At 66.7% G+C, this 12,482-nt stretch carries 9 protein-coding genes; 3 read left to right on the top strand and 6 right to left on the bottom strand.

From position 1 onward, the window contains the following. Positions 1–7: 7 nt before the first annotated feature. The 5 genes from RDCOP1_RS10175 to RDCOP1_RS10155 all read right to left on the bottom strand — a co-directional run bounded on the left by RDCOP1_RS10175 (position 8) and on the right by RDCOP1_RS10155 (position 4,209). On the bottom strand, positions 8–769 hold the full coding sequence (locus RDCOP1_RS10175) for a hypothetical protein (RefSeq protein WP_072700016.1): 762 nt from the start codon (positions 767–769) through the stop codon (positions 8–10). A gap of 126 nt (positions 770–895) precedes the next feature. Further along, positions 896–1,426 (bottom strand): hypothetical protein, encoded by a 531-nt coding sequence (locus RDCOP1_RS21490; protein ID WP_072700427.1) that lies wholly within the window; start codon positions 1,424–1,426, stop codon positions 896–898. 32 nt (positions 1,427–1,458) lie between these two features. Continuing rightward, the gene (locus RDCOP1_RS10165; RefSeq protein ID WP_072700014.1) at positions 1,459–2,316 is read right to left on the bottom strand and encodes a ParA family protein; all 858 of its coding nucleotides are present in this window, start codon (positions 2,314–2,316) and stop codon (positions 1,459–1,461) included. Positions 2,317–2,395: 79 nt separating this feature from the next. Continuing rightward, on the bottom strand, positions 2,396–2,857 hold the full coding sequence (locus tag RDCOP1_RS10160; RefSeq protein WP_231922977.1) for a hypothetical protein: 462 nt from the start codon (positions 2,855–2,857) through the stop codon (positions 2,396–2,398). Between the two features lie 152 nt (positions 2,858–3,009). After that, the gene (locus RDCOP1_RS10155; RefSeq protein ID WP_072700423.1) at positions 3,010–4,209 is read right to left on the bottom strand and encodes a hypothetical protein; all 1,200 of its coding nucleotides are present in this window, start codon (positions 4,207–4,209) and stop codon (positions 3,010–3,012) included. A 770-nt stretch (positions 4,210–4,979) separates the two neighbouring features. Between RDCOP1_RS10155 and RDCOP1_RS10150 the strand changes: the two genes are divergently transcribed. The 3 genes from RDCOP1_RS10150 (at position 4,980) to RDCOP1_RS10140 (ending at position 11,707) form a co-directional block, all read left to right on the top strand. Further along, a complete protein-coding gene (locus RDCOP1_RS10150) occupies positions 4,980–10,457 on the top strand; it encodes an ATP-binding protein (RefSeq protein ID WP_072700012.1) in 5,478 nt (1,825 codons plus the stop codon). A 193-nt stretch (positions 10,458–10,650) separates the two neighbouring features. Next, complete coding sequence (locus RDCOP1_RS10145; protein ID WP_072700010.1) at positions 10,651–11,160, top strand: hypothetical protein; 510 nt, start codon at positions 10,651–10,653, stop codon at positions 11,158–11,160. A 181-nt stretch (positions 11,161–11,341) separates the two neighbouring features. Further along, positions 11,342–11,707: an excalibur calcium-binding domain-containing protein gene (locus RDCOP1_RS10140; RefSeq protein WP_072700008.1), complete on the top strand. Its 366-nt coding sequence runs from the start codon at positions 11,342–11,344 to the stop codon at positions 11,705–11,707. A 59-nt stretch (positions 11,708–11,766) separates the two neighbouring features. Here RDCOP1_RS10140 and RDCOP1_RS10135 read toward each other — a convergent pair whose 3' ends face one another. Beyond that, positions 11,767–12,480 (bottom strand): maleylpyruvate isomerase family mycothiol-dependent enzyme, encoded by a 714-nt coding sequence (locus RDCOP1_RS10135; protein WP_072700006.1) that lies wholly within the window; start codon positions 12,478–12,480, stop codon positions 11,767–11,769. Positions 12,481–12,482 lie beyond the last annotated feature (2 nt).

The raw sequence follows: 12,482 nt of genomic DNA, 5'->3' as shown, positions 1-12,482 counted from the left end.
CGACCGGTCAGCTGCTGCGGGCGAGGTATTCGCCGAGGGCGAGAGCGTTCGGTCCGTCGAGCCGCCAGAAAGTGTCGCCGTCGTGCGATTCGATGTCACCGCTGAGGAATCCCGCGACAGCGTCGGCCGCCGTGGTGGGATCGGGGAAACGCCGGCGCTCCATCGGTCCACGGGTGATCTCGAGCGCGCCGGTCGCCGGGTCGAAGCGGCCTTGCACTCGGTATCCGCCGACATCGGCACACACTGCGACGCGCGGGTCGACTTCTTCCGGCTGCGCTGCCGGACGCACGGCAGGAGCTGCCGCCCGTCGCGTGCTGCGCCGTGTGGGAGTGCAGGTGCGAGTGGTGTCCTTGACGGCGTCGAGGCCCAGGAGGTCCCAGCGGTCGAGACCGTGCGCGACGCCGCTGAGCGGAATGGGGTGGCTTCCGGTAGCGGTCCGGCCGGGTCGCTCGCTGAGCCACAGCGCGACCTCTTCCTCGATGCCTGCCTCGATCTCGGCGGATTCGACCACGTAGAACGCGGGCGGGGTCTGCCCGAGGTCGACGAACACCCAGTGCGAGGATCCGGTCTCGTCGCTGCCGGCGATGCCGTCCTGCCGGCGGGCGAGCCATGGTCCGCCCGCGGTGGTGCGGACCCGGACCACACGTTCGACGCCGTCCGTACCGCAGACTTTGACGGTTCGGTGGTCGTCGAGCGGCTCCGCGCGTCCGCCTCTTTGTTGGACGTCCGTCACAAAAGCGGCAATGCCCTGACCTGCGATATCACCCATGCCTGCTGTCCTTCTCTCGTGCACGAAAACCGACGCGAAGTGGTGAGACGGTGTCGCGGCACAACTCGGGGGGTCTGATGGCCACCCTACGGGTCTCAGCCTGGTAACGACAGTTTCTGTGAAGCATCACCGAAATGCATCCCCCTTGGTCGTCAGGGCTTTTACCCGTTCGACGACGCGATCGCGCAACTTCGAGGGAGTACGCCACCGCATCGCGAGCTTGTCGTAGTCCATCGCGTGCTCGGCGATGATGTCCTTGAGCGCCTCGACGTCGAGCGTGCCGAGCTCGTCTCGAAGCCCTGCTTCACCCCCGTCGCGATAGAGCACGAACGGGTCGAACGGAGCGGGTGCTCGCCTGCTCCGCCTGGCGGGCGCCTTCCCCGGGAGCGATGCGCTCGATGACACAGCTTCTGTCTGTGACGACGGTCCTTTCTGTGATGCTGCGGCCCGGGCCGCGCCCTGGGGGCTCGACGCGCTTGCCCCCGCCGGTGCGGGTCCCGCGTCCGGAGCGAGCACGGCGGACAGTGCCCTCGCGAAGCGCGGAGTTCGGGCGGCTTCGTCGGCGACGACGCGGACGAGTGCGACGAGCGTTCCCGCAGCGCCCGGCGCGGCGTCGTCGAGTCGGAGCAGCGCAGCGGTCGCTTCGCCGATCTGCATGCGGAGGCGCGCCTCGCCGGTACCGGGTTTCGTCACAGGTACACCTGCGCGTTCATCAGGATCGTCTCGGTGAGGATGCGCAGCGCGTCGAACTGGCCGGTGTTGCCGTACTTGCGCTTGAGTGTGCCGTACGGCACGAACTCCGCGGACGCCGCGATCTGGTTCGCTTCAGGAACCCAGGCGGGGACGACATCGGCGATCCGGTCGTCGCGCTGCAACTGTTCGATGATGCTGCGGTGCAGGTTGGAGGCGCTGCGATACTTCGTGATGACGAGACCGATCTCCCGGAGGGGATGATCTGTGCGGTTCGCGAACTCCTGGATTCGCTTCTGCAACTGCGGGATTCCGTACGTGGACAGGATGTCCGGAATCGTCGGGATCAGATAACCGTCGGCCGACCTCAACCCGTTGAGGGTGAGCATGCCCAGGTTGGGCGGGCAGTCGAGGAGTATGTAGTCGTATCGGTCGGCGATCGGTTCGATCGCCGATGTGAGGATCTCGATGGGCCGGTGCGACCCAGGATCCGCGTACTGCCGATGACTGAGGCCCTCCTGGATCTCGATGAGATCGAGGGACGAGGCTAGGAGATCGACCCCGCGCACGGACCGGACCGGTGAGACGTCGTACTGAAGCGCCTTCTCGATGTCGAACGAGGCTGTATCGGATTCGATCGCACCCCGGAACAACGCCGCCAGGGTGCGATCGAGTTCGTTCAGTTCTTTCCAGCGTTCCTCACCGATCATCATCGTGGTGAGGTTCGTCTGCGGGTCGAGGTCGACGAGCAGGACTCGCTGCCCGAACTCCGCCGCCATGAACTCGCCCAACGCAGCAGTCGTCGTGGTCTTGCCGACGCCACCTTTCAGGTTGATCGTCGCGATTACCCGCGCCACCGTGCACCTCTTCGGAAGGATTCGACATTCTCTTCCCGAAGAAACGTACACCGGATCCGGACAAACGTGATGCCCGGTCTTATCTGCCCTTGGCCTCTACGCCGACCTTTTCCAACCCACCCGAGGTGTCCGGACGGACCACCGAGTCGGCGGTTGCGAACCCGCTGAGAGCGAGCGCCGGCGACCGGTCGACGACGGCGTGTACCACGCGGCCCTCGGACATGAACACCATCATTCCTTCCGCACCGACGGTAGGTAGGCCCTGCCACACGACACCCGATGTGCCGAGTATGCGGTTGACCTCGCTCATCAGCAGAGGCACGCGGAAGTAGTACATGCGGTCCCAGTCCTCGACCTGCAGGTCTGCCGCCTGCACGAGATCACCGAGAGTGCGCTCCTGCCCTTCGGCGAGCACGGCCCCGAAAGCCGATTCCAGCGTTGGATCGTCCACCACCGACACGGTGGTGTTCCCTCCGCATCCGGCGGCGAACGCCACCACGATCCCGACCATTATCCCCACCGACACCCGCCGTACAACCACCCACGCCACCCCCGTCGTCCGACCCCAGATGAACGCGAGGAAGCTACCACCGAATCGGACATTTGCACCAGTGAGCCCTCTCACATTTCAAGGACTGGGTGGCGCGCCCCTGCCCTGCCTCCAAAAGCTGTGATCGGACACAACGGACACGGTCAGTCCTTGCGGGTGAGTTCGGCGATGTCGCTCCCGAGCGCGGTGTGCAGCGAGCCCATGAGTTCCGCGGCCGACCCGAACTGGTCGCCCACGAAGTCCGTGTTCTCGGCCGAGAGTTCACGCGCGCCCGACCGGCCGATGAGATCGTCGATGCGGTCGTCGAGACTCGCGGTCCGGCGCGCGACGTCGACCATGTTCATCCGGCTTTCCGCGTTTCCGAGCAGGTCGCCGATCCTGGCAAGTGCTGCCACGCGCGCGAGAAGCTGGTCCCACACAGGACCGAGGGACGCGACCCGCTGTTCCAGCGCAGCGCGTGCGGACGCACCGCCCTCGCCGGAGACGCTGCCGAGCGCGGCACGCAGTTCCGCGAGCAGCCCGCGCAGCGCCACGGTATCGACGGCTATCTGCGTGATCTCCTCGGCGAGATCGAGTTGGGCACGCTGCACCGCGAAGTACTCGGAGCGCCACGCGGCCGACGACTCGATCCTGTCGTAGAGCGAGCCGGCGAGGAACAGAAGGGTGTCGTACCGGTCGACGAACCGGTCGTCGTCCTCCGGCATCCGGCGCGCGATCATGTCCGCTGCGCGACGGCCGGCGTCGGCGACCGGCGTGCGTTCCGACCATCGCGCTACCCGGTCCACCGCAATGGACAGAGCAGCCCCGCGCGCCTGCTCGGTGGGCGCGACCGGTAGAGGCGCCGGAGTCCGTAGAAGTGCCGCGAACAAGGCTTCGCGCTGATCGAGTTCGAAGTGGAGACCGTCGCGACGGTCCCGGCGTACCGCGCGCACACCCTGCGCGTAGTGCGACGGTGAATGCACGAAGGCGTGTTCTGCGGCGCGCAGTTTCTTACCGAGTTCGTTTGCACGGAACTCGAGAACGAGCCGCGCAGCTCCCGGTCGCTGCCCACTCATGCGGGCAATCACCTGTGTGTGCTCGTCGCACAACTGGCGTAACGCCCCGAAGCCGTCGAGGGTGGGTAGACGCCGCCCCGCACGACGCCGGTCGGCAAGCACCGTTCGCGCCGTCTCGTCGAGATGGCCGGCGGCGAGCGCCAGTGCCGCCGCGTCGGAGAGCGGGCTGTGTCTGCCGTCGATGACGCACCGGTCGCACCACCGGCGCACCTGTACCGCGATGCGCTCCCGGCGCCGGTCGGGTGTCTCGAACTCGCCGGGTACATCGGGTCGGTCGGATCCGGGCATCTGCGCCTCCTCGTAAGCCTTGCTGCCTTCCACTGTTCCAGAAAACGGCAGACGGCGATCGGCCCGGAGCGCCACGATATCTGTATCCGCCGACGCCCGGTAGCGCTTCGGTGACGGGCATTTCCCTTGAGCGCGCGCCATATTCCCAATTGGTGATCGATGTCACAGATCCGAAGCCCGGGCCGGCCCCTTCGTCCCGACGCCGACCTCCACGGAGCAGATCTCGTTGCACCACAACGCTTTACCTGACAGTACAAAGCAAGCTCGGGCCCGCTCTCCAAGTTACCCGCCGGTGTTACCGCGCGGTACGGGTGGGCAATCGCGCCTCCCCCGAACCGATTCCTCTCCGACCACGCACGAAAACCGCTGCAAAGGAGGTCTCCTGCCGCGCCCTCCGAAGCGTTTTCGCAGGTCACACCGATACCGGGAGTCAAACGTGACAAAGCCTCATGTTTCGGCCATGCTGTAAGCCGTACGGGGCGTTTCCATCCGCACGGGGGTGTGTGTCGTCGACGGCGACGACCACCGGATGAGGACCGAGGCGCGCTCGCACCGCGTTCGACGAATCGGGTCGAAAGAACTCGTGGCGTCGGCGACCGACACACGCATGACCACCACGATGTACGAGGAGTCACCGAGAGATGTTCCCGCTCGCGTTTACGGATTCGTGAGCAGGGACCGAGGACCGGATAAATTGTATTCCTCGTCGGGGTGGAGCTTCCGACGCGCGTCACTTGCGCGCACAACCATGGAGAACGGTGGCAACGAGTATGTTCAAGCGGATCGCAGTGGTCAACCGGGGTGAGGCGGCGGTCCGCCTCATCCGGGCAGTCCGGGAGCTCAACTCCGAACACGACTACGGCATCAGGACGATTGCTCTCCACACGGACGCCGAACGCCGCGCCATGTTCGTCCGTCAGGCCGACGAGGGGGTCACGCTCCACCCCTCGACCACGGCCGCGACGTCCTATCTCGACCACGCCGAACTCGAGCGGGCACTCCTCGAAGCGAAGGCCGACGCAGTCTGGGTCGGCTGGGGATTCGTAGCAGAAGATCCCGCCTTCGCGGACCTGTGTGCCCGGCTGAACATCACCTTCATCGGGCCGTCCGCAGATGCGATGCGCCTGCTCGGCGACAAGGTCGAAGCCAAGCTTCTCGCCGAAAAGGTCGGCGTGCCCGTCGCCCCGTGGTCCGGTGGGCCCGTGGACTCCCGAGCCGACGCCCGGCGTCACGCGCAGGCAATCGGCTACCCCCTCATCATCAAGGCGCGATCCGGCGGCGGTGGCCGCGGCATCCGCAAGGTCTACGCCGAAGACGAACTCGAACTGGCGCTCGAGCGCACGCAGGGTGAAGCAGAGCGATCCTTCGGCGACCCCGTCGTGTTCATCGAACGCCTCGTCACCGACGCGCGCCACGTCGAGGTGCAGGTCATCGCCGACGCACACGGCAATGTGTGGGCTCCGGGCGTGCGCGACTGCTCCATCCAGCGCAAAAACCAAAAGGTCATCGAAGAATCGGCATCCCCGCTGCTCACCGCGGAACAATCCGACCATCTCCGCAAGGTCTCCGCCGACCTCGTGCGGGCTGCCGGCTACTGCGGTGCCGGCACCGTCGAGTACCTCTACCAGCCCCACCTGAAGACCTTCACGTTCCTCGAGGTCAACACCCGCCTGCAGGTCGAGCATCCGATCACCGAGATCACCACCGGTATCGACCTCGTCAAGTTGCAGATCATGGTGGCCTCGGGTGAAGCCCTGACCGGAGAGTGCCCCCCGGAATTCGGCCACGCCGTCGAAGCCCGGCTCAACGCCGAGGACGCCGCCAACGGCTTCGCCCCGGCTCCCGGCACGGTGCAGTTGCTCAAGTTCCCCCTCGGTTCGGGGCTGCGGGTGGACACGGGCATCGCCCAGGGAGACGTGATTCCCCCCGACTACGACTCGATGGTCGCCAAGGTCATCGCGTGGGGACGGAACCGCGCCGAAGCGCTCGCCAGGCTGCGCACCGCGCTGCGTGAAACCACGGTCGTCCTCGACGGAGGCACCACCACCAAGTCGTTCCTGCTCGACCTGCTCGACCGGCCGGAGGTCGTCGACGCATCCGCCGACACCGGTTGGCTCGACCGGACCGGCGCCGGCAGCGAGACCGGACCGACGAAGGTCGCCGACATCGCGCTGGTCGCCACCGCCGTCGACGTGTACGACGCGGACGAGGCGCGCGAACGCACCGCGTTCCTCGCCTCGGCGCGGGGCGGCCGCCCGCGCGCCGGGCACGCCGTCGGCCGCAAGATCGAATTGAGTTATCAGGGACAGGCATACGAACTCGTCGTCGGGCAGGTCGGTCCTCACCGCTACCGCCTCGACACCGGAGTCTCCGAGTTCGACGTCGAAATCGAGCGTCTGGGTGACTACGAGTCGCGACTCACGCTCGACGGTCGCCGCCACCACGTCGTCTCGATCGCCGGGCCGGCGCATTTCCTCGTCGAGGTCGACGGGATCAGCCACCAGATCAGCCAGGACGAGGCCGGTGTCGTCCGTACCCCGGCGCCCGCCGTCGTCGTCGCGGTGCCCGTCGCCGTCGGTGACGAGGTGGAAGCGGGGCAGACCCTGGTGGTTCTCGAGTCGATGAAGATGGAGACGGCTGTCCGCGCGCCGTTCGCCGGCAGGGTCCGCGAGATCCTCGGCGTCGTCAACGCGCAGGTGGACGCAGGCGCCCCGCTGTTGCGCGTCGACCAGATCGTCGAAGAAGTTGTCACCGAGTCCGTCGAGCGCGTCCAATTCCCCACGCCGGTAACGGCTCTCAGCGACAACCTCGCCGCAGACGCTCTCGCACGACTCGATTCGCTCGGAGCACTGATCACCGGGTACGACGTGTCGGCCAAGCGCACCGCGACGCTGCTCGCGGAGTACGAGCGTCTCTCCGGCGGAGTGGAGTCGTGCGATCTCGTCCGCGCCGAACTGGCGCTGCTGACCACGTTCGCCGACGTGTGCGAACTCTCGCGCAACCGTCCGACGGACGAGGAACGCCACACCGAAGACCGCGTGCACAGTCCGCGTGAGTTCTTCCACGGGTATCTGCAGTCGCTCGACGTCGAGGTCGGCGGGCTGCCCGACAGCTTCCGTGCTCGTCTCTCGCGCGCACTGCACCACTACGACGTCACAGATCTCGAGCGCAACCACGATCTCGAGGACGCGGTGTACCGGTTGTTCCTCGCCCTCGAACGCATCGAGACGCACGTACCGGTAGTCACCGCGTTGCTCGACCGCTGGGTCGAGCGCGACGACATGGAATCCGGAGTCTCGCACGAGCTCAACGAAGTTCTCGACCGCTTGATCGTCGCGACCCAGGTCCGTTTCCCGGTGATCGGTGACATCGCCCGCAACCTGCGCTACCGCTACTTCGAAGAGCCTGTCATCCGCAAAGCGCGCGAGCAGGTCTACGACGGCGTCCGCGGATCGCTCGCCTACCTCGCCGAACATCCGCAGGCCGCCGACTACACGCAGCGTATCGACGCGCTCGTGGCGACTCCCGAGCCTCTCGTCGACCTTCTCGCCCAGCAGATTTCGCGGCCCGGTACGGTTCCAGGCCCGCTGCTCGAGGTGATCACCCGTCGCGCCTACAAGATCCGGACCCTCGAAGACGTGCGCTCGTGTGTCGTCGACGGCCGGCAGATCGTCACCGGCAACTTCGATCTGCGCGATACGCGTCTCTACCTGATCTCGGCGGAAACGTCCTACGCCGACCTCGAGTCGCTGCTGGATACGATCGAGGAATCGGCTTCGGACCTCCCCGACATCCAGAATCTGGTCATCGACCTCTATGTCGCGTGGGAGGACGCCCCTGCAGACGCGGACGCTCAGGCCTCCGTGCTCTCCGCTGCTCTCTCCGTCCGCGAGACGATCTCCCGAGCGCGCCGCGTGACCGTCACGGTGTGTCACACCGATATCGCCGAAGAACATGTGTTCACTTTCCGCGCATACGAATCCGGCTACGCCGAAGAAGGCAACATTCGCGACATCCACCCCTTGACCGGGCAGCGGCTGGATCTGTGGCGCCTGAAGAACTTCGACGGCACCCGCCTGCCTTCCAACCCGGACACGTACCTCTATCACATTGCGGCGAAGGACAATCCGTCCGACGAGCGGTTCATCGCTCTCACCGAAGTGCGAGACCTGACCCAGCAGCGCGACGAGAGCGGAAAGATCGTGAGCCTGCCCGCGTTCGAACGCGCGCTCGCGAGTTCGCTCGACGGGATGCGCCGCGCCCAGGCCGCACGAGGTGGGCGACGGCTCGAGACCAACCGTGTCGTCCTCTACGTCTGGCCCGTCGTCGACCTCGACGTGAGCGATCTACGCCGGATCGCCCGGAGCGCCGCACCGTTGACCGTGGGTGCCGGCCTCGAGGAGATCACCGTCATCGGCTGGTTGCGCGAGAACCAGGATCAACTTCCGCGCGAAGTCGCACTGCGCTTCTCGTACCGCTCCGGGGCCGGTGTCGTCGTGCGGGTCACCGAACCTCCGAAGGAGCCGCTCAAGCCGCTCGACGAGTACACCCAGAAGGTGCAGCGGTCTCGTGCACGCGGCACCGTCTACCCGTACGAGTTGATCCCGCTGCTCACCGGCAGCGACGGCACCTTCACCGAATACGACTTCGACGAGCAGGGACAGTTCGCGGCGGTCGACCGCCCGTACGGACGCAACACCGCGGGCCTGATCGTCGGGATCGTGGACACCCCCACGCCCCGCTACCCCGAGGGAATGACCCGGGTGGCACTGTTCGGCGATCCGACCAAGGCTCTCGGAACCGTCGCCGAAGCCGAGTGCTCCCGCCTGGTCGCCGCGATCGATCTGGCCGAGCGTCTCGGCGCACCGGTCGAGTGGTTCGCGTTGTCCTCGGGCGCCACCATCTCCATGGACTCCGGCACGGAGAACATGGACTGGGTGTCGCGAGGCCTGCGCCGCATCATCACGTTCACCCAGAACGGTGGCGAGATCAACATCGTCGTCGCGGGCATCAACGTCGGAGCCCAGCCGTACTGGAACGCCGAAGCGACGATGCTCATGCACACCAAGGGCATTCTCGTCATGACCCCGGACAGCGCGATGGTGCTGACGGGTAAGCAGTCGCTCGACTACTCCGGCGGCGTCTCGGCGGAGGACAACTTCGGTATCGGCGGATACGACCGCGTGATGGGTCCGAACGGCCAGGCACAGTACTGGGCACCGAACCTGCGCGTGGCCGTCGAAACGCTCTTCGCGCACTACGCTCACGCATATGTTGCTCCGGGAGAACGCTTCCCACGTGCAGCGGAGTCGCTCGATCCGATCGACCGCGACGTGCGCGTCTACCCGCACGTCCACCCGTCGAGCGACTTCACCACGGTCGGCGAGATCTTCTCGTCGGAGACCAATCCCGATCGCAAGAAGCCGTTCGACATCCGTACCGTGATGCGGTCGGTCGTGGACCAGGACCACTCGGTGCTCGAGCGCTGGGCCGACATGGCCGACGCCGACACCTCGGTCGTGTTCGATGCGCACCTGGGCGGGACTCCGGTCTCCGTGATCGGGATCGAGTCCCGCGCTATACCCCGTAAAGGCTGGTTCCCGACCGACGGGCCGGATCAGTGGACGTCGGGCACGTTGTTCCCGAAGTCGTCGAAGAAGACCGCCCGGGCTATCAACGCCGCCAGCGGCAACAGGCCGCTCGTGGTGCTGGCGAACCTGTCGGGATTCGACGGGTCGCCCGAGTCGCTGCGTAACCTGCAGCTCGAATACGGCGCCGAAATCGGCCGTGCCATCGTCAATTTCGACGGTCCGATCGTGTTCGTGGTGGTATCCCGCTACCACGGTGGCGCCTTCGTAGTGTTCTCTGGCGCGCTCAACGAGAACATGGAGGTTCTTGCCGTCGAAGGCTCGTTCGCCTCCGTGCTCGGCGGCGCTCCCGCTGCCGCGGTCGTCTTCACCCGCGACGTCAACAAGCGCACCGCCGGTGATGCCCGCATCGTCGAACTCGAGTCCCGGTTCGCGGCTGCAGAAGACGGCGAGAAGTCCCGCCTCGGTGTGGAACTCGCGGCGTTGCGTGTCGCAGTGCGTTCCGAGAAACTGGGTGAGGTCGCTGCCGAGTTCGAGGCGATCCACAACATCCAGCGCGCCCAGCGCGTCGGGTCGGTGCACCGGATCGTTCCCGCCGCCGAACTGCGCCCCCAGATCATCGCCGCCGTGCAGCGCGGCATGGCCAGGTCGCTCGCGTAGTCCCCGTCCGATCACGAGGCCCGCACCCATCGGTGCGGGCCTCGTTCGCTGTGGCCCGAGACACAGGATGTGATGCAGCTCAACCGATCCGAACAGAAACGCATTCCCATTCCTCAATCGTTTCTCAGGAATGTCTCATCTCCGGCTCCTACCTTCGGTAATGCGGACCAGTAAGGAAAGGGGTGCGGAACAAATGCGCATCGACAAGCGATGGCTCATCGCGGGTGTCGCGGCAGCAGCCGTGGCGGCCGGATCGGTGGGGATCGCAACCGCAGTGGCCACGGACGAGTCCACAGGTCCGGGCGAAGTGGTCGCACAGACCCAGGAAGACACCCAGCAAGCAGAGGACGGCCGGAAGACCGACGACTTCAGCGAGCGCAGGCACGACCGTCCCGGCTCGGCACCGGCTCCGGACGCTCAGCCCGACGGTGAACGCGGACCGGGCGACCGCCCGGGTGACGGCGACCGTGGACCGGGCGACCGCCCGGGTCACCGCGGAAGCGACGCCGACGAACCGCGAGGACCGCGTTCGGACAATGAGATCGACGACGGCGACGTTCCGGCCCGGCCGGAACGCGGACCCGGCGACGCGACCCGCGACGAACGAGGACCCGGCGCGCATCATCGTGACCACCACGGAGAACGTCCAGCTCCGCAGGACACCGATGTGCAGGACGCCGAGCAGAACGGAGCCGGCATCTAGTCTGCTGCCCTCCGGGCAGGGCCCTTTCCGCACCGCGGAAAGGGCCCTTCGCAGTCGAGGAGCCGTCACGACGGCTGTCTCACAACGAGATCGCCGCGTCCTGTAACGCGGAACGGGTGTGCGCCGACAACGGTAGCGAGTCCGGACATTTCGGGCGATCAGACCGACGCGAAAGGCAATTATGAAGATTCGGCGTCTCGCTGCCGCTGCACTGAGCTGCGTGGCATTGACCGTGGCAGGTCCGGCCACTGCCAGCGCTTTCACTCTCACCGATCTGCTTCCGGTGGGCATTGCAGATCTCGTCCCGAGCGGTTCGTGGAACCCATTGGCTCCTCCCGCCCCGCCTGCACCGGCGCCTGCACCCGCGCCCGCACCCCCGCAGTCGGCACCCGCGCCCGCGCCGCGTCCCGCACCCAGCGGAGGGTTCAAGAACTGCACAGAGGCATGGAACGCCGGGGCCGCACCCGTATACCGGGACGACCCGGGCTATGCTCCGCGACTCGATCGTGACAACGACGGCATCGGCTGCGAGAAGGATCCGCGCTAGTCCCCGAAACGACGCGAGGGCCCTTCCATCGGCGATGGAAGGGCCCTCGTCACGCGTTGTCAGAGCCAGCGCGGCGGAGTGAGTTCTCCTCCGTCGAGTCCGATGGCGCCGCGTCCGGCAGCCCACCGGACCACTGCGGGAAGCTGGCCGCGCACCGTGTGCGTGGCTTCGGCGTCCGGCGCGACAGCGATGCGCTCGCCACCGTCGATCTCGAGCGCGATCCCCGCACCGAGGTCCTTCTTCCGCCACATCCCGACAATGTCGTCGAGCAGCGACTCGAGAACGACCTTCGGGAAGTCCCCGAATCGTCCGCCGTTGTCGAGATCGACGGCGTGGATCCACACTTCACGCGTGCGCATCCATACGGTTTCCTCGGCCGGCACCAGGCGCCCCTGCGCGGTGCGCACCTGCGCCTGCCATGCGGACTCCGGCAGGTTGCGCCACTTCTCGTCGAGCCTGGCGACAGTGTGTGCGAACAGGTTACGAAGAGCTGCGGGACTCAGCGTCGCACCCTCGGTGATCTCCTGCGCACGCTGCTCGGTCGAGGCGTACATCGGCGTCTCCACACCGGTGGCAGCCCAATCCATCAGACGGCACAACGCAGCCGCGTTGTAGCCGATGTGGGCGGTCAGGTGCCGGCGGGTCCACCCGTCGAGGAGAGTCGGCCCGGCGAGTTCGTCGTCGGTAAGCTCCGCGAGCCGCTGTGACAGATACGCCGTGCCACGGCGCGCGATGAGCAGCCGCTCGGAGAGTTCGAGATCGTTGAATCCCACGG

Source organism: Rhodococcus coprophilus NBRC 100603 (assembly GCF_001895045.1).
GTDB lineage: Bacteria > Actinomycetota > Actinomycetes > Mycobacteriales > Mycobacteriaceae > Rhodococcus > Rhodococcus coprophilus.
Note: the sequence above shows the minus strand (reverse complement) of the source record. Positions and strands in the feature narration are given on the sequence as shown.

Bases quoted from the DNA above. Each gene is read 5' to 3' on its own strand.
- RDCOP1_RS10150 (WP_072700012.1), top strand. From the start codon at position 4,980: ATGTTCAAGCGGATCGCAGTGGTCAACCGGGGTGAGGCGGCGGTCCGC.
- RDCOP1_RS21490 (WP_072700427.1), bottom strand. From the start codon at position 1,426: ATGCAGATCGGCGAAGCGACCGCTGCGCTGCTCCGACTCGACGACGCC.
- RDCOP1_RS10145 (WP_072700010.1), top strand. From the start codon at position 10,651: ATGCGCATCGACAAGCGATGGCTCATCGCGGGTGTCGCGGCAGCAGCC.
- RDCOP1_RS10175 (WP_072700016.1), bottom strand. From the start codon at position 769: ATGGGTGATATCGCAGGTCAGGGCATTGCCGCTTTTGTGACGGACGTC.
- RDCOP1_RS10155 (WP_072700423.1), bottom strand. From the start codon at position 4,209: ATGCCCGGATCCGACCGACCCGATGTACCCGGCGAGTTCGAGACACCC.
- RDCOP1_RS10140 (WP_072700008.1), top strand. From the start codon at position 11,342: ATGAAGATTCGGCGTCTCGCTGCCGCTGCACTGAGCTGCGTGGCATTG.